This is a genomic window from Chelatococcus daeguensis (assembly GCF_001887265.1).
In the GTDB taxonomy this organism is placed as follows: domain Bacteria; phylum Pseudomonadota; class Alphaproteobacteria; order Rhizobiales; family Beijerinckiaceae; genus Chelatococcus_A; species Chelatococcus_A sambhunathii.
In genome coordinates this window covers 726,911-746,270 of the sequence record NZ_CP018095.1, presented here as the reverse complement: position 1 = coordinate 746,270, position 19,360 = coordinate 726,911, and the positions used below count along the sequence as shown (strand labels likewise).

General features: G+C 66.1%; 14 protein-coding genes. 11 read left to right on the top strand and 3 right to left on the bottom strand.

The annotated features are described in order from the left end of the window. Positions 1 to 351: 351 nt before the first annotated feature. Entirely contained in the window at positions 352 to 1,917 is a 1,566-nt protein-coding gene (locus BOQ54_RS03445) for an MFS transporter (RefSeq protein WP_083585892.1), read from the bottom strand. Between BOQ54_RS03445 and BOQ54_RS03440 the strand changes: the two genes are divergently transcribed. Together BOQ54_RS03440 and BOQ54_RS03435 are read left to right on the top strand one after the other, a co-directional pair. After that, positions 1,916 to 2,818 carry a helix-turn-helix transcriptional regulator gene (locus tag BOQ54_RS03440; RefSeq protein ID WP_245316281.1) on the top strand — a complete coding sequence of 301 codons (903 nt, stop codon included), beginning with the start codon at positions 1,916 to 1,918 and terminating at the stop codon, positions 2,816 to 2,818. The genes BOQ54_RS03445 and BOQ54_RS03440 overlap by 2 nt on opposite strands. A 162-nt stretch (positions 2,819 to 2,980) precedes the next feature. Then, positions 2,981 to 4,450 (top strand): NAD-dependent succinate-semialdehyde dehydrogenase, encoded by a 1,470-nt coding sequence (locus tag BOQ54_RS03435; protein WP_071923282.1) that lies wholly within the window; start codon positions 2,981 to 2,983, stop codon positions 4,448 to 4,450. A 176-nt stretch (positions 4,451 to 4,626) separates the two neighbouring features. Here the strand turns inward: BOQ54_RS03435 and BOQ54_RS03430 are convergent, their stop codons facing one another. After that, positions 4,627 to 5,811 (bottom strand): hypothetical protein, encoded by a 1,185-nt coding sequence (locus tag BOQ54_RS03430; RefSeq protein WP_145979720.1) that lies wholly within the window; start codon positions 5,809 to 5,811, stop codon positions 4,627 to 4,629. A gap of 799 nt (positions 5,812 to 6,610) precedes the next feature. Between BOQ54_RS03430 and BOQ54_RS03425 the strand changes: the two genes are divergently transcribed. The 3 genes from BOQ54_RS03425 (at position 6,611) to BOQ54_RS03415 (ending at position 10,494) form a co-directional block, all read left to right on the top strand. Then, on the top strand, positions 6,611 to 8,098 hold the full coding sequence (locus BOQ54_RS03425; RefSeq protein WP_063187339.1) for a SulP family inorganic anion transporter: 1,488 nt from the start codon (positions 6,611 to 6,613) through the stop codon (positions 8,096 to 8,098). 11 nt (positions 8,099 to 8,109) lie between these two features. After that, positions 8,110 to 8,961 (top strand): universal stress protein, encoded by an 852-nt coding sequence (locus tag BOQ54_RS03420; protein ID WP_063187337.1) that lies wholly within the window; start codon positions 8,110 to 8,112, stop codon positions 8,959 to 8,961. Positions 8,962 to 9,207: 246 nt separating this feature from the next. Further along, positions 9,208 to 10,494, top strand: coding sequence for an MFS transporter (locus tag BOQ54_RS03415; RefSeq protein ID WP_083585891.1), 1,287 nt, complete (start codon positions 9,208 to 9,210; stop codon positions 10,492 to 10,494). 23 nt (positions 10,495 to 10,517) lie between these two features. Here the strand turns inward: BOQ54_RS03415 and BOQ54_RS03410 are convergent, their stop codons facing one another. Further along, entirely contained in the window at positions 10,518 to 11,357 is an 840-nt protein-coding gene (locus BOQ54_RS03410) for a class I SAM-dependent methyltransferase (RefSeq protein ID WP_063187335.1), read from the bottom strand. 478 nt (positions 11,358 to 11,835) lie between these two features. On the opposite strand from BOQ54_RS03410, the gene BOQ54_RS03405 reads away from it, so the two are divergent. The 6 genes from BOQ54_RS03405 (at position 11,836) to BOQ54_RS03380 (ending at position 19,295) form a co-directional block, all read left to right on the top strand. Then, on the top strand, positions 11,836 to 12,156 hold the full coding sequence (locus BOQ54_RS03405; RefSeq protein ID WP_055460281.1) for a TraR/DksA family transcriptional regulator: 321 nt from the start codon (positions 11,836 to 11,838) through the stop codon (positions 12,154 to 12,156). Positions 12,157 to 12,456: 300 nt separating this feature from the next. Next, positions 12,457 to 13,338 carry a PhnD/SsuA/transferrin family substrate-binding protein gene (locus BOQ54_RS03400; protein WP_072249525.1) on the top strand — a complete coding sequence of 294 codons (882 nt, stop codon included), beginning with the start codon at positions 12,457 to 12,459 and terminating at the stop codon, positions 13,336 to 13,338. 3 nt (positions 13,339 to 13,341) lie between these two features. After that, the gene (locus tag BOQ54_RS03395; RefSeq protein WP_071923280.1) at positions 13,342 to 14,799 is read left to right on the top strand and encodes an ATP-binding protein; all 1,458 of its coding nucleotides are present in this window, start codon (positions 13,342 to 13,344) and stop codon (positions 14,797 to 14,799) included. Further along, positions 14,789 to 16,108, top strand: coding sequence for a sigma-54-dependent transcriptional regulator (locus BOQ54_RS03390; protein ID WP_055460279.1), 1,320 nt, complete (start codon positions 14,789 to 14,791; stop codon positions 16,106 to 16,108). Before BOQ54_RS03395 ends, BOQ54_RS03390 begins: the two co-directional genes overlap by 11 nt. A gap of 182 nt (positions 16,109 to 16,290) precedes the next feature. Continuing rightward, a complete protein-coding gene (locus tag BOQ54_RS03385) occupies positions 16,291 to 16,812 on the top strand; it encodes an arsenate reductase (azurin) small subunit (RefSeq protein WP_071923279.1) in 522 nt (173 codons plus the stop codon). Between the two features lie 11 nt (positions 16,813 to 16,823). Then, entirely contained in the window at positions 16,824 to 19,295 is a 2,472-nt protein-coding gene (locus tag BOQ54_RS03380; RefSeq protein ID WP_055460277.1) for an arsenate reductase (azurin) large subunit, read from the top strand. The last annotated feature ends 65 nt before the right edge of the window (positions 19,296 to 19,360 follow it).

Genomic DNA, 19,360 nt, shown 5'->3' with positions numbered 1-19,360 from the left:
CTGCGTCAGCCCCTGTCCGGCAAACCAACGTGCAGCTTTTCGCGCAACGCCGCCAGCGCTCGACGACTCTCAGCGACTTCGCCCGGCGACATGCCGGTCATCTCCAAGATCCTCGCCGGCACGCAGGCCGCCTCGTGGGCGAGGTTGCAGCCCGCCGACGTCAGGCTGACTTCCGCGATGCGTATCCTTGTTTGCGGCCATGCAAGGCGTCCCTAGTCCTCCCGCTCGATATAATCGCGCGATTTGATCGCAATGCCCGCTTACCCCTGCCTGCCATTCGGGATGCCCCCGATACGGGTGCCTGAAACCCAATCGCTTGCAATCGGCCTGAGGCGCACCCCGTTCGGTCGCTCAATCGCCCGGGCGGCCGACATGCCTCAGCGCCACGGCGGCAAGCACCGCGAGAATGGCGACCGATACGGCGCTGACGACAGCGGCAGCGGTGAAGCCCGCCATGAAGGCGGCCCGCGCCTCGTCGATCAGCCCGGCCGGCAGCCTGCCGGCGATGGCGGAGGCCGCCCAGAGGCTGTCCGCAACCGCTTCACGCGCATCGCCGGCGAGCGTCTCCGTCCCCCGCCCCGCCATTGCGCCGCGATAGACGGCGGTGGCGAGGCTGCCGAGCGCGGCGACGCCGAGGGAGGCGCCGAGGTCCTGCACTGTCTCCGACAATGCAGATGCCGACCCCGCCTTCTCGGGGGGCGCCGAACCGACGACGAGATCCGTACCGAGCGCCGCGATCGCCCCGAGCCCAAGATAGGCCAACGAGAAGCCGGCGCCCAGCAGCCCCAGGTCCGAACCGCCGCCCTCGAGCTGCGTCAGCATGAGATAGCCGGCAACAGACACAGCAAGCGCGCCGGAGACCACATACCCCGGCCTGACGCGCCGCGCGACAAGCGGCGCGCCGATGCCGGCAACGACCATGGCCACGGCCGGCGGTCCCATCCAGAGACCGGCGACGAGCGGCGAAAGGCCGGCCACCAGCTGCAGGTACTGCGTGACGAGCAGCATGGTGCCCCCGACGGCGACAAGGCCGAAGAGCAGCACCACCAGCGCAATGCCGAACGCCTTTTCGGCGAACAGGCTCATGTCGACGAGCGGGTCCGCGAGACGCCGCTGCCGCCGCACGAAGATGAGCGCGACGAGCACCCCGAGCCCCACGGCGACGGCTGCCTCGGGCGTGGGCCCGTCCTTCGCGAACCGCTTGACGCCGTAAATGACCGGCAGCATGGCGGCGAGTGACAGGACGACGCTCGGAAGGTCGAGGCGGCCAGCGCGCGGGGCGCGGTATTCCGGCAACAGGACCGGGGCGAGGACGAGCAGCAGCGCAACGACGGGGACGGCCAAGAGAAATGCGGCGCCCCACCAGAAATGCGCCAACAGGGCGCCGCCCACGATCGGTCCCAGAGCCATGCCGGCCGCGAACATGGTGGCCCAGACACCGATCGCTAACGCCCGCTCGCGGGGGGCGACGAACATGTTGCTGATGAGCGCCAGGGTGGACGGCATCAGCGTCGCGCCTGCGATCCCGAGCGCCGCACGCGCCCCGATCAGCATCGGCGCGGAGGGCGAGAAGGCTGCGGCGACCGAAGCGACGGCAAAGGCGGCAGCGCCGATCATCAGGAGCCGGCGACGCCCGATGCGGTCACCCAGGGTGCCCATGGTGACGAGAAAGCCCGCGATCAGGAAACCGTAGGCATCCATGACCCAGAGCGCCTGCGTGCTCGTTGCCTGCAGGTCGGCGGCGAGCGCTGGCAGCGCCAGATGCAGCAGCGTCAGATCAAGCCCGAGCAAGATCGTCGGCAGGGAAAGAAGGGCAAGGCCCAGCCATTCCCGCAGCCGCGCCGAGGACGGGACCGTCGCGGCGTCGCCCAGGACCGCGTCTGGAAGAGAAATGTCGATGTCGCAGCGAGATGTCATGTTGCCTCCTTGTCGGAGGACTGTCGGCACGACATCATCCTGTTACAATATTGGAAGTTATCCTGTTACTTGGAGCAATCCCCTGACGAACCGAACCCTCGCCCGCACACGAAGCGACCTGTCGGACTTCCTGATACGCCACCGCCGCAGGCTGACGCCTGCCGACGTCGGCCTCGCCTCGACGGGTCGGCGACGCACGCCAGGTCTCCGGCGCGAGGAGGTTGCCGCCCTCGCTGGCGTCGGACTGACCTGGTACACGTGGTTCGAGCAGGGGCGCGACATTCAGGTCTCCGAGGATTTCCTTCTCAAGGTGTCGAAGGCCCTCAGGCTGGACGACGCGGAATGCTGCCACCTCTTCCTGCTGGCGCATCGGCGCCCACCGCCGCTCGAAGACTATCAGTGGCTCTCGGTCAGCCCGCTCATACAGCAGATGCTGGACGATCTCGCCGCGCGGCCGGCCTGTGTCGTCAACCTGCGCTGGGACGTGATCGCCTGGAATGCGGCTATCGACCGGCTGCTCGACCTCTCCGGCCGCGAGCAGGCGGACCGCAACATCATGCGCATGCTCTTCGCCGACCCCGACCTGCGCCGGCGGCTGCCGGCATGGCATCGGGATGCGCCAAGGTTGCTCGCCCAGTTCCGTTACGATGTCGCCGCCGCGCCGGAGAGCCCGATGCTCGCATCGCTGATCGGCGAGCTCAAGAGCCTGTCGGCGGATTTCCGGCGCTGGTTCGAGCAGCCGACCATGGACAGCTACAGCCGCGGCATCAGGGCCGTCATCGATCCGCACGGCAGGCATCGCACCTTTCGTCACGAGGTGCTGATGGTCGATGAACATCGCCATCTCAGGATGGTAGTCTATTTCGAGGATCCGTCGCCGGCTGAAAAACGGGGCCCGTAGCTCCCCGCCCACGCCGAGGGCGCAGGTCCCGATTGTCTTCATGGCCCTTGCCAGCGCCACATTGCCCTTCGAGGATGCTGGAAGCGCGCTGCCCTCACCTCCGCCCGCCAGTGCCGTCGAGATGCGCGCGCCGGCAAGCGAGCGCAGTTGGAGAGAACAACCATGCAGACAGAGCCCCGATTGAAGCGCCCCGAGCTTTTCCGCTCCACCAATCTCATCGGCGGCGAATGGGTCAAGGACAGCTCGGCCGGCGAGCCCATCGCGGTCACCGATCCGGCGACCGGCCGGCTCCTCGGCACAGTGCCCAACGCCGGAGCGGCCGAAACCACCCGAGCCATCGCGGCCGCCGATGCCGCCTTTCCGTCCTGGCGGGCAAAGACCGCGGCCGAGCGGGCCGATCACCTGCGCCGCCTCGCCCAACTCATCGCCGACAACAAGGAGGATCTCGCCCGCATCCTCACAGCCGAGCAGGGCAAGCCGCTCGCTGAGGCGCGCGGCGAGGTCGGCATGTCGGCTGCGTATGTGCTGTGGTTCGCCGAGGAGGGCCGGCGCATCTACGGCGACGTCATCCCCTCGCCGTGGCAGAACCGGCGCATCCTCGTCACGAAGGAGCCGGTGGGCGTCGTCGGCGCCATCACGCCGTGGAACTTCCCCTCCTCCATGATCGCGCGCAAGCTCGGGGCCGCGCTTGCCGCCGGCTGCACCATCGTCGTCAAACCGGCTTCACAGACGCCCTATTCAGCCCTCGCCTGGGGCGTGCTCAGCGAGGAGGCAGGCATTCCCCCCGGCGTCGTGAACATCCTCACCGGGGCGGCGCGGCAGATCGGCGGAGAGCTGACGTCGAACCCCCTCGTCAAGAAGATCACCTTCACCGGCTCGACCGAGGTGGGCAAGCAGCTCGCCGAACAGGCGGCACGCACCATGAAGAAGGTGTCGATGGAACTCGGCGGCAACGCGCCCTTCATCGTCTTCGACGACGCCGACCTCGACCGAGCCGTCGAGGGCGCCATGATTGCCAAGTACCGCAACGCCGGCCAGACCTGCGTCTGCACGAACCGCTTCCTCGTCCAGGACGGCATCTACGACGCCTTCGCCGAACGCCTCGCCAAAGCCTCGGCCGCCATGAAGATCGGCAACGGCTTCGAGGACGGCGTCGTGCAGGGCCCGCTCATCGACGAGAAGGCGGTCGCCAAGGTGGAGGAACATATCGCCGACGCCCTCGCCAAGGGCGGCCGCATGCTCACGGGCGGCCGGCGCCACCAGAGCCTCGGCGGCAATTTCTTCGAGCCGACGGTGATCGCGGATGCGACGCCGGCCATGGCCGTCGCCCGCGAGGAAACTTTCGGGCCGCTGGCCCCTCTCTTCCGCTTCGAGGATGAGGCACAGGCCGTGCAGCTTGCCAACGACACGCAATACGGCCTCGCCTGCTACTTTTACACGCGCGACCTCGGCCGTGCCTTCCGCGTTTCGGAGGCGCTCGAATACGGCCTCGTCGGCATCAACGAGGGGCTGATCACCACCGAGGTCGCGCCCTTCGGCGGGGTCAAGGAATCCGGCGTCGGGCGCGAGGGCTCCAGATATGGGATCGACGATTACCTGAACATCAAATACGTCTGCGTCGGCGGCCTGTGAGGCAACCGCAGCCCTCCCCAGCGGGTTTCCGCCACACCCCCGCGCCGGCTCCGGCGACCGGCTCGGGCATCGAGCAGCGGCTCCGTTCCCAACCTTGTCATCGCATGGACGATAGGGGGCTCGGCCTCGCCGCCTTTTTCCTATCGCCGGCGTCGCTGGCGCCTCCCTCGCGGCGATCAGCTGTTCGGCGGCGCGTTTCCCGTTTCCGGATCATAGCCCAATGCCCTCGATAGCGGGCCGACCATGTCAGCCTTGTTCTGATCGGTATAGTTCGTGTTCTGATGCTTCCGGACGAAGGGATACATGACCCCATCGTCATCGTCGTGCATCAGTTCATACTTATGGCCGAACTCATGCTTGAGGACACCATCATCGAGATGATTGAAGGCGATCATCATGTACGCCTTGCCAGGAGCGGCCTGACCGATGACGCCATGAGGGACATCAGAAACAAGTATGTACGTCGTTGCGGAGTCGATAACCATGGGGCGATTGTGGGGATTACTATTGTTCTCATAGATGTAGAGAGCCAGGTCATCCCTGAAGCGGCGCCCATCCCGGCGCGCCAGATCCTGCGCACCCGTCGGCGCGTGGCCGTTGAAGTCGAACCTGAAATCCCAACTCAGCGGAACGTTGGGCGCAAAGGTCTCAAAGTCGGTGGCAACCGGCTCGATCCCCTTCTTCTGAATGGCATCTATGATTCTGCTCTGGATCGAGGGATCGCCGATCTCGCCGCCGAGGGCCCTGGCAACATTCGGGTGGACGAGGAAGATGCTATCCTTTGAACCGACGGACTGCCGTGGCGGCGGATGGTCCAGTTCCCACTTGATCGTCTCGTAGAGCCTCCCGCCGCCCCGGCGAGGCTGACCGGTCTGGTTGCCGGCACCTTTCGGCTCGCCCGTCTCGAGACCCAGCTTCTTCAAAGTGCCGTCGGCGGTGCGCCAGCCGACCTGACGTGGTTGTCCATCCGCACCGATGCGAAAGACGGGATCGCCGTGCGTCGTGTCCCACGACGGCAGCCTGTCGGGAGTGTCGTCATTCTTGCGCGACACCTGATAGATCTTGCGATGGCGCGGGCGATGCTTGCGCGCCCCATCCACGGCCCTCTCCCGGCGCAGCTCCCCATCGCCAGCGACATCCGAACAGGCGCGGGTCACAGGAAACATCTGATTGATGAAGGTTGCGGCCTCTCGAATTTGTTCCTCGAGCCTGGCCCCCACCTCCGGAGCCGGAGGATGGAAGGCCGGCGAACCTACGTTGCCCGGCCCCACACCCGGCCTCTGCGGCAAGCACGGCGCCCGATGATCGGCTGTCATGGAAATACCGAAGGACAGGTTGTTGAAAACGGATGCTGGAATCATTCTCTCACTCGCAATTCGACATGCCGCTACAGACCAGGCGACAAACAGCGATGGGGAATGTTGTGTCCCATCCGGAACGCCGCTCCCGAATCGACCCGCCCGGACGTTCACAACCAAACGCAGAGAACTCAAGTTCGAAATATATAAAACTGTCGGGTCATCTCACGCGTGAAGAATAATGTATTCATGGCGCCCGTCAGCATATCAGAGACCCGAACGACTTTTATGGCAAGTGATATACGTTTGAACGACAACGCGGCGCAACAACACAACTTACAGGCAGCCGCCATGCTTGCTGCTGCCGCCGGCCTTCGTGTCGACCCTAGTCGGAGCGCGATCGTCGTCAGGCGGTAAGCCGCAGGATCGGCCCGCGGCATCAATGCCGATCGCCGGGCATGGGTGTGGGCGTCGTGAAGGGAAACCTTGAAACGTTCATCTGCAGCCGTGTCGGGAAGCCTGCGCCTGGCAATCCGCCGCTCCGGCGCAGCCACCGGGACTGGTCTGCCCTGGTCTTGCTGCCGACCGCCCGATCAACGGGCTTGCAATGACACGCCGCCCTGTCTATGCACGCACCATCGATGCTGCGCTGCAGCAGCCTTTGTTCCCAGAGACGAACGAGCCGATGTAAGCTACGCGCTCTCCTGCCTGTATCTGCGTTCCCCGCTCGGCCGCGCCGTGTCGGCGATCGCGTGCTCTCAGGCGGCCGCTGCGACATCCCGTTCTCTCCTGTTCCTTCACGACAAACTGACCTCTCTTGCCGCGCCGGACCAACGGCGCGCCTGCACGGAGCCCTGTTTCTATGTCCTCCTCCCTTTCGCGGCTCAGAACCGAATGGTTCGGCAACATCCGCGCCGACATTCTCGCCGGCCTCGTGGTCGCCCTGGCTCTCATCCCGGAGGCCATCGCCTTCTCCATCATCGCCGGCGTCGACCCTAAGGTCGGGCTCTATGCCTCCTTCTCGATTGCCGTCATCATCGCCTTCACGGGCGGGCGCCCCGGCATGATCTCGGCGGCAACGGCGGCAACGGCCGTACTGATGATCACGCTCGTCAAGGAACACGGGCTGCAATACCTGCTCGCCGCGACGGTGCTCGCCGGCGTCTTGCAGGTCGGCGCTGGCCTGCTGCGGCTCGGTTACGTCATGCGCTTCGTCTCGAAATCGGTCATGACCGGCTTCGTCAACGCCCTCGCGATTCTCATCTTCATGGCGCAGCTGCCGGAGCTCACCAATGTGCCGTGGCTCACCTATGTGATGGTGGCGGCGGGGCTTGCCATCATCTACCTACTGCCCCTCATCACGAAGACGATCCCCTCGCCGCTCGTCTGCATCGTCGTGCTCACCGCCGTCTCGATCGGCCTCGGACTCGATCTGAGAACCGTCGGCGACATGGGCGAACTGCCGTCCACACTGCCCGTCTTCCTCCTGCCGGACGTGCCGCTGAATCTCGACACGCTTCTTGTCATCCTGCCCTATTCGGCAGCGGTGGCCGCCGTCGGCCTGCTCGAATCCCTGATGACGGCCACCATCGTCGACGAACTGACCGACACGAGGAGCGACAAGAACCGCGAGTGCATCGGCCAGGGCATCGCCAATTTCGCCACCGGATTCATCGGCGGCATGGCGGGCTGTGCCATGATCGGCCAGTCCGTCATCAACGTGAAGTCGGGCGGCCGCGGGCGGCTGTCCACCTTCTGTGCTGGCGTCTTCCTGCTCGTCCTGTGCGTGGGCCTCGGCGACTGGGTGAAGCAGATTCCCATGGCCGCCCTCGTCGCCGTGATGATCATGGTCTCGATCGGCACTTTCAGTTGGGTGTCGCTGAAGAACCTCGCCACCCATCCGCGCTCGTCCTCCATCGTCATGGTGGCGACCGTCCTCGGCGTCATCGCCACGCACAACCTCGCCATCGGCGTTCTCATCGGCGTGCTGCTGTCCGGCATCTTCTTCGCCTGGAAGATCGCCCAGATCTTCCGCGTCACATCATATCTGTCGCCCGACGGAACCCACCGTACCTATGTCGTCGAGGGCCAGGTCTTCTTCGCCTCTGCGGATGCCTTCACCGATGCCTTCGATTTCAAGGAGGCGCTGGAGAAGGTCACAATCGATGTCTCGCGCGCCCACATCTGGGACATTTCCAGCGTTGCAGCGCTCGACATGGTAGTGCTCAAATTCCGGCGGGAGGGTGCCGAGGTCGAGATCCTCGGGCTCAACGAAGCGAGCGAGACCATCGTCGACCGGCTCGCCATCCATGACAAGCCCGGCGCCCTTGAGCGCCTCATGGGCCATTGAGGGGAAACGCCATGACGAAGCTTCTCGCCCTGATCGATGCCTCCGTCTATGCGCAAAGCGTCTGCGACCATGCCGCTTGGGCGGCCGCCCGCCTGGACGCCTCAGTCGAGGTGCTGCATGTCCTGGGCCGACGCGACACCTCCAGCATTCCCGCGGACTATACCGGCAGCCTCTCGGCGGATGCCCGCGACACCCTGCTCGCCGAACTCGCCGCCCTGGACGAGGAGAAGGCACGCCTTGCCCAGAAGCGCGGTCGTCTCGTCCTCGACGAAGCGAAGGCGCGCCTTGCCGCTGCCGGCATCGATGCCGTGACCAGCCTGCGCCTTGGCGATCTCACTGAAACGGTCGCCGAGCGCGAGGTGGACGCCGAACTCGTGGTCATCGGCAAGCGCGGCGAGGCAGCGGATTTCGCCAAGCTGCACCTCGGCTCCAACCTGGAACGTGTGGTGCGCGCCAGCCGCCGCCCGGTACTTGTCGCGGCGCGCGCCTTCAGGCCAATCGAACGCGTCCTCGTCGCCTTCGACGGCGGCGCCAGTGCTCTGAAGGCGGTGGACCACATTGCGCGCAGCCCGATGTTCGCCGGGCTTTCCTGCCGGCTGCTCATGGTGGGCGCTGAGACGTCCGACGCGCGGAAGAAGCTCGACGGCGCCGTGGCCCAGCTCGCCGCCGCGGGCTACGTGCCGAAAGCCGACCTCGTGCCCGGCCAGCCGGAACAGGTGATTGCCCAGAGCGTCGAACGCGAGGGCATCGACCTCCTTGTCATGGGCGCCTACGGCCACTCCCGCATCCGCAACCTCATTGTCGGTTCGACCACCGTCGAGATGGTCCGTTCCTGCAAGATCCCGATCATGATGTTCCGGTAGGGCATCAGGAAAGCGGAGGATGCGCTCCGGGTTGCAGGGGAGGCAGGGCAGACGTGCCTTGCCCGTACTGTCCTACCGGCGCGCCCCTGTCTAGGCTCACGGCCATGCCACCATTCGACAACGGCTGCCCAACTTGCAGCGTGCGCGCGGCACCGCTTCCTGTCCGGTGCGCTCCTGCGGGAGCCGGCGCCGGTCGTCATTGCGTCCCTTCCGGCACCGTGGCCCGTCAGGCGGTGGGCCTCGCCCATGGCTGATGTACCAGGCACCGCCGGGCCGCAGGCGGGCGCGGCCCGTCCCGCACCGGGTCTTCGGTCGGCTGGTCTTCAGCGCGCTCCGGCGCCGACCGAATTCGTCGTCGCCGCCATCGTGATGACCATGTCATCCGCCTTCGGGCAGACCTATTTCATCGCGGTCTTCGCGCCGTGGCTGAAAGCCGACCTCGCTCTCTCCGACGGCGGCTTCGGCACCCTGTACAGCCTGGGCACGATCGCCAGCGCCTGCGTTCTGATGTGGGGCGGGAAGATCGCCGACCGCTTCAGGATCCGCGGACTGGCGGTGCTCGCGCTTCTTGCCCTGGCCGCGATGTGCATGGGAATGTCACAAGTCCGTTCGCCATGGCTGCTGCTTCCGATCCTGTTCGGGCTGCGCCTGTTCGGCCAGGGCGCAATGGGACATCTGGCGCTCACCGGCGTCGGCCGGTGGTATATCAAGCGGCGCGGCCGCATGATGTCGCTCGCGGTGCTGGGATTTCCGGTGAGCGAAGCGTTCATGCCGGCGACCGCCGTCGCCCTCATGGCGGCGATAGGCTGGCGCCAGACGTGGCTCGTCGGCGCCTTCGTCCTCTGTGCCGTGTCCGTTCCGCTCACGCTCGCCCTGCTGCGTCGGGAGCCGCGGCACGATCACACCGAGACCGGCGGCGAGGCGGAAGGCACCGGCCAGAAACAGTGGACCCGCGGGGAGGTCCTGCGCCGTCCCGAATTCTTTGCCGCCCTGGTCGCGGTCGTGGCGCCCTCCTTCGTCATGACGGGGATATTCTTTCATCAGGCCTATCTCGTTGACGACAAGGGCTGGACGCTTTCCTGGTTCGCCGGCTGGTTCCCGGTCTATGCGAGCGTGAGCGTGGTCACGGCACTGTCCACCGGCTGGCTCATCGACCGTTTCGGCTCGATCCGGCTGTTGCCGTTCTTCCTTTTGCCGATGGCGGGCGCCGTCACCGTCCTCGCCCTGTCGGCTTCGCCATGGAGTGTGCCGGTCTTCATGGCCCTCGGTGCACTCACCAACGGGGGCGCCTCGACGCTGCTCGGCGCGCTATGGGCGGAGCTGTTCGGCACGCGCCATCTCGGCGCGATCCGATCCGTCGCCTTTGCGGCCCAGGTCATTGCCTCGGCACTCGCGCCGGGGCTCATGGGCGTTCTACTCGATCTGGGCGCGCCGCTTGCTCTGCAATATCTCGCCATGGTGGCCTATGCTCTTGCCGCCGCGGCATGCCTGGGAGTGCTCATGCCGCGACTGCGTCGGCTGGCGCGATTCTAGGACACAGCGAGAAGGGCCGACCGCTACGCGATGGGAGGCTTCACCAATGTCGCCCACATGTTGTCCGAGGTCGGCACAAGCGTCAGCAGATCGAACCGCACGTTGAAGCCGGCCGCACCGGCCATACGCCTGAGCGTTCCCGGCGTGAAGTAATTGACATGATCCGGAAGACGGATGCCACACCAGCGCTGCCCCATGATCAATCGGTTGATGCTCGCGAAATTGGGCACCTTGACCAGCGCGACACCGCCCGGCACGAGCACGCGGTTGAGCTCCTCCAGAATTGGCAACGGTCGGATGTCGTGCTCGAGGAACGAACGCAACAGAGCTCCCGAGAAGAAGCCATCATCGAACTCCCGCAATCCGTCGAGTGCCGAGGCCTGCACCGTGCGGCCACCGCGCGCGCGAAAGAGCCGGTCCGATATCTCCGCGAGCTCGCGCGAGATCTCCACGCCATAGGGTGTGTAGCCCTCCGGCAGGTCTTCCAGATGGCGTCCCGTGCCGCAGCCCAGATCGAGCACGGCGCCGCGCGCGGCGGAGCGCGCGATCCTTCCAGCAGGCGACGCTGCCCGGCCGAGTCTCAGCCTCCATCGTGTCGCATGATCCAGCGCCTGCCACAGCGGATTGCGCTTCCTGCGCCTGTCGCGCTCAACATGAAAGCTCTTCTCCCAGGCAAGCTCGCTTTCCAGTGCCTTGAGCGGCGGCGCGTGCGACAGATGCACGAAGTCGCAGATCGGGCACGCGACGACCGACCATCGCTCATCCGAATAGCGCTGCAGCTTCTTTCGTTTCCTCTCGTTTCCGCACAAAGGGCAGGCGCGTGCAATGCGTGCCGTTTGCGGCTGCGGGGCCGCATTCATCATCGTGATCTCCGGGCATAGGTGAGGACGCAGGCGGCGTTCAGCGCGCTACGGCGGAGTACTTGCCGGATTGGACGACGGTCGCATCTGGCAGGGGACGTCGGCCATGCGGACGAGATGCGAAACGAGCCGAAACAGCAGGCGCCACTGAGGCCCAACCGCAATCGAGGCATCGAACATGTCAACGCACGGATACAACAACAAGCAATCCATCCCAGTCCATCACGCGTCGAGCCGCATGAGGCTCACCGGTGAACACGCCCTTTCACACCCGGTCACTGTGTTATTCTGAACCACAAACCAATTTCTTGCTCAAACTTAGGCTAAAACAAACCGGACGACATGCCCTGCAGAATGCACAATTATGAGCAATAATCGATCTATTTTGGAAAGCGCGAGAAGTTCGGCATTACCCGCAGACGCGGACGGGACGGATGGCAAGGCAAGGGAGGATCCATTGAGAGAGGAATACGACAGGACAATGCGCGCACTGTTCGGTCCCCGGCTCGAACGGGCGCTGGAGGAAACGAATGCGGAGATCGAGGCCCAGGCCGCCAATGTGGCACCTGTCGAGCTCGACCAGCAGAGTGTCGGGCGGCTCAGCCGCATGGACGCCATGCAGGCGCAGGCCATGGCCCAGGCCTACGAGCGCCGGTTGAAGGCCCAGAAGGTCCGCATCGAGCACGCGCTGACGCGCCTCGCAGCCGGGGAATACGGCTATTGCACCGAATGCGGCGAGGAAATCGGCATGCGGCGGCTGGACATCGACCCCGCCGCACATCGGTGTGTCAGATGCGCCTGATCGGCCGCTGAGATGCCGGAGCCAGCTTCGCCCCGACGCGGCGCCAGCCGAGCCGATCCGCCAGGGCAAGGCAGCTTTGCCAGTCCTCAACGCTGTCGGTCGTGCCGAGACTCCGCAACGAGGCTGCGGACCACTTTGCATGACCTCGCCCGAGCCACTGGACGCGCTCGCCAGTCAGTCCCCGACGGCGGCCTCGAACCTGCGACGCAAGTGTTCTCGGTCGCGCACTGTCCGGGGTTCCCGTCTGGGATGGTCGGGGCTATCATTTTGTACAATTAACAAAGAACGAGGGGAGGCGACATGCGCGCGGAAGGTTCGGCCCCGCCGGATCGTCGCCGGGTTATTGCCGTTCTGGCCGCTGCCCTCGTGGCTTGCCGGGCCGGCGCGAGCGAGGCCGCGCCCATCGGGGAGATCCGCTTCGGCCTGACGCCGGTCTTCCTCAACAACGATCTCGAGCTGCTCGCCCGGCTTCAGAGCTATCTCGAACGTGCCACCGGCCATCCGGTCAGGCTCATCACGCGGCGGACTTATCAGGAAATCACGGCGCTCCTGACCACGCGCCAGATCGACGCGGCGTGGATCTGCGGCTACCCGTTCGTCACGCACCGCAGCGAACTGCAGCTGGTCGCCGTGCCGCTGTGGCGCTCGCGCCCTTTGTATCAATCCTATGTCATCGTCGGCAATGACAGCGAGGCACGTAGCGTCGCCGATCTCGCCGGCGGCATCCACGCCTTCTCCGATCCCGATTCCAATTCCGGCTTCCTGGTCACGCGCGCCCTGCTGGCGGAGATGGGCGTGCGGCCCGAAGGCTTCTTCGCCCGAGCATTCTTCACCTACGGCCATCGCAACGTCATCCGCGCTGTGGCGAGCGGCCTCGCGGGATCGGGCTCGGTCGACGGCTATGTCTATGAGGTCATGGTCCAGATCGAGCCCGAGCTGACGGGGCGCACGCGCGTTCTGCGGCGATCGGAATGGCTTGCCTTTCCGCCCGTTGCGGCGCCGCGCACACCACTCGACGAGACCCGGCTCGCGAAGCTCGCCGGGGCGCTCCTTGCGATGCCGGCGGATCCGGACGGCCACGCGGTCCTCGCCATGCTGCGTCTTGATGGCTTCGCCCGCGAACCAGCGAGCCTGTTCGATGCGATTGCCGCCAAGGTCGACCTTCTGGCGCGGGCGGGCTGAACGATGCTCGGCCGCCTCGATCCGCGCTCCTGGCCCATTACAGCGAAGGTGCCGCTGGCCGTCGCCGGCCTGATGGTGCTCGTCGGCCTCATCCTCTCCGAACGCGTCCTCGCCCGGCTTGCCGACACGCAGGAGCGGCACCTGCGCGATCTCGCCCAGAGCTATCTCGACGGCCTGTCTTCGGCTGTCGCGCCCTCCATGCTGCGCGACGATACCTGGGAGGTGTTCGATGCGATCGAACGCGCACGGGACCTGCACAGGAGCCTGCGCCCGCTCGAGACGGTCGTCAGCCATGCCGACGGCCGGGTGATCGCCGCCTCCGATCCGCGTCGGTATCCTGTGGGATCATTGAACGAGGAGCGCCAGCGCGTGCAGGTGGCCGGTGCCGACAGCTTCAGCTTCGAAGCAGGGGCTGACACGGCGACGGCCGTGCGCAAGCTGTCCTATCCGGGGCAGACGGTCGGCTTCATCGAGGCGGTCTTCGACACGCGGCATCTCGCCGCCGAGCGGCGCAGCGTCATGTTCGCACTTGTTGCGACAAACGGGCTGCTCACGCTCGTCCTGGCAACCGCTGGTTGGTTCCTCATGGCGCGCATGATGCGACCGGTCACCATCCTCACCAACCATCTGGGGCTTGCTCGCAGCGTTTCCGCAGTGCCCATCGCCGAGGATGTCGTCATGCGCCAGCGTGGCGAATTCGGCCGTCTCTTCCGCGCCTACAACGCTTTGGCGGCATCCATGGATGAGCGCGAGACGCTCGTGAAGAAGCTCGCCGAAGAGGAGCGCCTTGGCAGCCTCGGGCGCCTCGCCTCGGCCCTTGCGCACGAGATCAACAACCCGCTCGGCGGTCTTTTGAACGCCCTTGCGACGCTCAGAACCCACGGCCATCTCGCACATGTCCGCGCCAATGCCATCGGCTTGCTCGACCGTGGTCTTCTCGGCATCCGAGACGTGGTGCGCACCACGCTGGCCGCCTACCGCGAGGAGAAGCGTGCGCGCGACCTCGCCGCGTCGGATCTCGCCGATCTTCAACTTCTGATTGCACCGGAGGCGCGGCGCAAGGCTGTCGGCGTGTTGCTCGACAACGGCCTCGACGGCACGGTGCCGCTGCCGAGTACGCCCGTGCGGCAAGCCATCCTCAACCTGTTGCTGAACGCCGTGGCGGCCTCACCCGAAGGGGCAAGCGTCGTCCTGTCAGCGGAGGTGAGCGGCCACCTTTTCGTTGCCTCGGTGCGTGATCGAGGTCCCGGCCTGCCGGAGGCGGCCGCGCAGGTTCTTACGGGGCCGGCAGCAGCGACGCCGCTGCGCGACGGCGGGCTCGGGCTCGGCCTCTGGACGACCCGGCGCCTCGTGAGCGAGCTTGGCGGCCGTATCGAGGTTGACCGCCCTGGGGAAGGCGGCACGGTGCTGCGGCTCATTATCCCGCTGCGATCCGGCGAGGAACTGTCCGATGTCGCTTGAGCCCGTCACCATCGCGCTCGTCGAGGACGACCCCATCATGGGCGAGAGCCTCGTGCAGCGCCTCTCGCTCGAAGGTCTCACCGTCCGCTGGTGGCAGCGCGGGCGCGAGGCCGTCTCGGCCCTGAGGGAAGCCCGTGTTCGGGCTGTCGTCTGCGACATACGGCTGCCGGATATCGACGGCGAGACCCTCTTTCGCGAGATCGCCCGACGGCCGGATGCTCCGCCGTTCCTGTTTATCACCGGTTTCGGCGATATCGACCAGGCCGTGCGGCTGATGCGTGCCGGTGCCGCCAACTACGTGACGAAACCCTTCGACCTCGAGGATTTCCTCGTGCGGCTGGCGGAACTCGTCCGCCCCACCCCAGGCGACGATACGCCTGTCCTCGGCGTATCGCAGGCCATGGGCGAGGTCGAGCGGCTGCTGTCCCGCCTCGCCCGCGTGGCGGCGCCCGTCCTCATCTGCGGCGAAACCGGAACGGGCAAGGATGTCGCCGCCCGCTTCCTGCATGCCCGCTCGGAGGCTGCCGCGAAGCCCTTCGTCGCCGTCAACTGCGCCGCCATCCCGGCCGACCTGATGGAGAGCGAGCTCTTCGGCCATGAGAAGGGCGCCTTCACGGGCGCCATTCAGCGCCACGTCGGCTATGCGGAGCGAACAGCCGGCGGTGTCCTCTTCCTCGACGAGATCGGCGAATTACGTCCGGAGCTGCAGGCCAAGCTGCTGCGTCTCATCGAGGAGCGCAGCTTCCACCGGGTGGGCGGCGAGCGGCCGGTCGCCTTCGACGGCCGTATCCTCGCGGCGACCAATGCGGACCTGCCGGCTCTCGTCGAAGCCGGGCGCTTCCGGCAGGATCTCTACTATCGCATCAATGTGGTCACCGTCCGCATGCCCGCGCTCCGGGACCGGCCCGACGACATTCCGTGGCTGATGAACCGCTTCTTCACGGAATTCGCCGAACGTCACGAGACATCGGTGAAGGGGATCAGCGCCCTGACGGAGGAAGCGGCACGGGCCCATGCCTGGCCCGGCAACATCCGCGAGCTGCGCAACCGGATGGAGCGGGCGATGGCCCTGGCGCTCGGTGCCTGGCTCATGCCGGGCGATCTCTTTCCCGACCTGGCGGAATACGGCGGGCCGGGGCTGTCCGGCTTCGGCTCCCTCGAGGATGCGAGGCTCGAGGCGGAACGTCGCCATATCGTGCGGGCCCTTGCCGCGACCGGGGGCGAGATCGCTGCGGCTGCCCGGCTCCTCGGCATCGGCCGCACGACGCTGTGGGAAAAGATGCGCCGCCTCAGCATCGCGGTGCAGTAGCAGGCAGCATGTTCGGCATCCCGAACCTTCGGCACCGCACCATGTTCGGAAACCCGGACACAAGACCGGGCGCCACCTGCGCCCTCGCCGCCCATCCGACTGATACGTAAATCGTTTTCGCGCTGGCCCACATCCTGCAGAAGCCTCCCCGACCATGATCGTCCATGCCGAAGGGGACAGCGATGAAACGATGCGACAGGTTGATCGACGTGGGCCGGCGGCGCTTCCTGACCGGGGCGGGCGCCATGACGGCGGGGGCTGCGGCAGCGTCGGTGCTGGCGCCGGAGGCAAAGGCAGCACCCGGCGCCGCCCTCGTCAGCTATCCACCGAACCGGCTCGCCAATGTGAGCGACCTTAAGGTGAACGAACCCCTCGACGTCGCCTATCCGGATGACGAAGCGCCGGGCGTGCTGATCAAGCTCGGCACGCGTGTGCCGGCGGGCGTCGGTCCCGACGGCGACATTGTCGGCTTCACCATCCTGTGCCCGCACAAAGGATTCCCCATGGCCTACGACGCCGCGGACAAGACGCTCAACTGCCCCGGCCATTATTCGCGCTTCGACTGCGAGCGCGGCGGGCAGCAGATCTGGGGTCACGCGACCCAGAACCTGCCGCAATACGCGCTGCGCGTCGACGAGAAGGGCGACATCTACGCCGAGGGCGTCGACGAGCTCATCTACGGCCGCCTGTCGAACGTGCTGTGAGGGAGGGGAGAATGGCCTACAAGCGTCAGATCGGCCGGCTGCCCATCGTCCCGGCCGACGCAAAGGAACACAACGTCGTCTGCCACTATTGCATCGTCGGCTGCGGCTACAAGGCCTACACCTGGGATGCGCGCTACGAAGGCGGCACGGCTCCATCCGAGAACAAATTCGGCACCGACCTCACCGCGCAGCAGGAGGCGGAGACCGCCGCCTGGTACGCGCCGTCGATGTACAACATCGTCCGGCAGGACGGGCGGGACGTCCATCTCGTCATCAAGCCGGACAAGGAGTGCGTCGTCAATTCCGGCCTCGGCTCCGTGCGCGGGGCGCGCATGGCGGAGATGAGCTATTCGCGCCAGCGCAACACGCAGTTGCACCGGCTCACCGATCCGCTCGTCTGGCGCTACGGGCAACTGCAGCCGACAAGTTGGGACGATGCGCTCGACCTCGTGGCGCGCGTAACCGCCGCGGTCATCGACGAGCAGGGCGAGGACGGGCTCTTCGTCTCGGCCTTCGACCACGGCGGCGCGGGGGGCGGTTACGAGAACACCTGGGGCACCGGCAAGCTCTATTTCGGCGCTATGAAGGTGAAGAACATCCGCATTCACAACCGGCCGGCCTACAATTCGGAGGTCCACGCCAGCCGCGACATGGGCGTCGGCGAACTCAACAACTGTTACGAGGATGCCGAACTCGCCGACACGATCGTCGCCGTCGGCACCAATGCGCTCGAGACGCAGACCAACTATTTCCTCAACCACTGGGTGCCGAACCTGCGCGGCACGTCGCTCGCCAAAAAGCAGGCCGAGTTCGGCAGCGAGCCGGTGGACCGCGCCCGGATCATCATCGTCGATCCCCGCCGCACGGTCACGGTCAATGCCTGCGAGGTGGAGGCGGGCAAGGACAACGTCCTGCACCTTGCCATCAATTCAGGCACCGACCTCGCGCTGTTCAACGCGCTGCTCACCCACATCGCTGACAAGGGATGGACGGACAAGGCTTTCATCGACGCCTCGACGAGTGGCTTCGAAAAGGCACTGACGGCGAACAGGATGACCGTCGAGGAGGCGGCGCGGATCACGGGCCTCGCCGCAGGGGACATCGTCAAGGCCGCCGAATGGATCGCCCGGCCCAAAGCGGGTGGCGTCCGCCGGCGTACGATGTTCGCCTATGAGAAGGGGCTGATCTGGGGCAACGACAACTACCGCACCAATGGCGCACTGGTGAACCTTGCCCTCGCCACCGGCAACATCGGGCGGCCGGGCGGCGGCTGCGTGCGCATGGGCGGCCACCAGGAGGGCTATTCACGCCCGTCGGATGCCCATGTCGGCCGGCCGGCGGCCTATGTCGACAAGCTCCTCATCGAAGGCAAGGGCGGCGTCCATCACGTCTGGGCCTGCGACCACTACAAGACGACGCTCAACGCCATGGAGTTCAAGCGCGTCTACAAGAAGCGCACCGACCTCGTGAAAGACGCTATCAATTCCGTCCCTTATGGTGATCGAGAGGCGATGGTCGCCGCGATCATGGGCGCCATCCGGCAGGGTGGACTGTTCAGCGTCGACGTCGACATCGTGCCGACGAAAATCGGCGAGGCGGCCCACGTCATCCTGCCGGCGGCCACCTCCGGCGAGATGAACCTCACCTCCATGAACGGCGAGCGGCGCATGCGGCTCACCGAGCGCTACATGGATCCGCCGGGCCAGGCGTTGCCCGACTGCCTGATCGCAGCGCGGCTCGCCAACCATCTCGAACGCGTCTTCCGCGCTGCGGGCAAGACGGACACCGCCGACAAGTTCAAGGGCTTCGACTGGAAGAGCGAGGAAGACGCCTTCATGGACGGCTACCACGCCCATGAGAAAGGCGGCGCGTTCGTCACCTACGAGCGGCTGCGGGCGATGGGCACCAACGGCTTCCAGGAGCCGGCGGTGGCCGTCGAGAATGGCCGGATCGTCGGCACCAAGCGGCTCTATGCCGACGGCAAGTTCAACCGGCCCGACGGCAGGGCGCAGTTCATGGAGACCGCATGGCGCGGCCTCCAGGCGGCCGGAAAGGAGGCCGAGAAGGAGAAGTTCGCCTTTCTCATCAACAACGGCCGCACCAACGACGTGTGGCAGAGCGCCTATCTCGACGTCGAGAACGAGTTCGTCATGGACCGCTGGCCCTACCCCTTCATCGAGATGAACCCGCAGGACATGGCGGAGCTAACGTTGAAGGAAGGCGACCTCGTCGAGGTCTACAATGACAACGGCTCGACCCAGGCGATGGTCTATCCGACCCCCACGGCACGGCGCAAACAGGTGTTCATGCTCTTTGCCTATCCCGCCGGCGTGCAGGGCAATGTCGTCTCGGCCGGCGTGAACGAGTTCATCATCCCCAACTACAAGCAGACCTGGGGCAATATCCGCAAGATCGCGGATGCACCGGACGGTGTTCGGCATCTGTCGTTCAAGTCGCCGGAATATCCGGCGAGCCCAGCTTGATCCTCCCGCAACTTCGCGGCCCACGGGCGCTTCGGCACCCGTGGGCTTCGTGCCCGTCGCTCAGG

Bases quoted from the DNA above. Each gene is read 5' to 3' on its own strand.
- BOQ54_RS03435 (WP_071923282.1), top strand. From the start codon at position 2,981: ATGCAGACAGAGCCCCGATTGAAGCGCCCCGAGCTTTTCCGCTCCACC.
- BOQ54_RS03440 (WP_245316281.1), top strand. From the start codon at position 1,916: ATGTTGCCTCCTTGTCGGAGGACTGTCGGCACGACATCATCCTGTTAC.
- BOQ54_RS03420 (WP_063187337.1), top strand. From the start codon at position 8,110: ATGACGAAGCTTCTCGCCCTGATCGATGCCTCCGTCTATGCGCAAAGC.
- BOQ54_RS03395 (WP_071923280.1), top strand. From the start codon at position 13,342: ATGCTCGGCCGCCTCGATCCGCGCTCCTGGCCCATTACAGCGAAGGTG.
- BOQ54_RS03410 (WP_063187335.1), bottom strand. From the start codon at position 11,357: ATGATGAATGCGGCCCCGCAGCCGCAAACGGCACGCATTGCACGCGCC.
- BOQ54_RS03385 (WP_071923279.1), top strand. From the start codon at position 16,291: ATGAAACGATGCGACAGGTTGATCGACGTGGGCCGGCGGCGCTTCCTG.
- BOQ54_RS03400 (WP_072249525.1), top strand. From the start codon at position 12,457: ATGCGCGCGGAAGGTTCGGCCCCGCCGGATCGTCGCCGGGTTATTGCC.
- BOQ54_RS03445 (WP_083585892.1), bottom strand. From the start codon at position 1,917: ATGACATCTCGCTGCGACATCGACATTTCTCTTCCAGACGCGGTCCTG.
- BOQ54_RS03430 (WP_145979720.1), bottom strand. From the start codon at position 5,811: ATGATTCCAGCATCCGTTTTCAACAACCTGTCCTTCGGTATTTCCATG.
- BOQ54_RS03390 (WP_055460279.1), top strand. From the start codon at position 14,789: ATGTCGCTTGAGCCCGTCACCATCGCGCTCGTCGAGGACGACCCCATC.
- BOQ54_RS03415 (WP_083585891.1), top strand. From the start codon at position 9,208: ATGGCTGATGTACCAGGCACCGCCGGGCCGCAGGCGGGCGCGGCCCGT.
- BOQ54_RS03405 (WP_055460281.1), top strand. From the start codon at position 11,836: ATGCGCGCACTGTTCGGTCCCCGGCTCGAACGGGCGCTGGAGGAAACG.
- BOQ54_RS03425 (WP_063187339.1), top strand. From the start codon at position 6,611: ATGTCCTCCTCCCTTTCGCGGCTCAGAACCGAATGGTTCGGCAACATC.
- BOQ54_RS03380 (WP_055460277.1), top strand. From the start codon at position 16,824: ATGGCCTACAAGCGTCAGATCGGCCGGCTGCCCATCGTCCCGGCCGAC.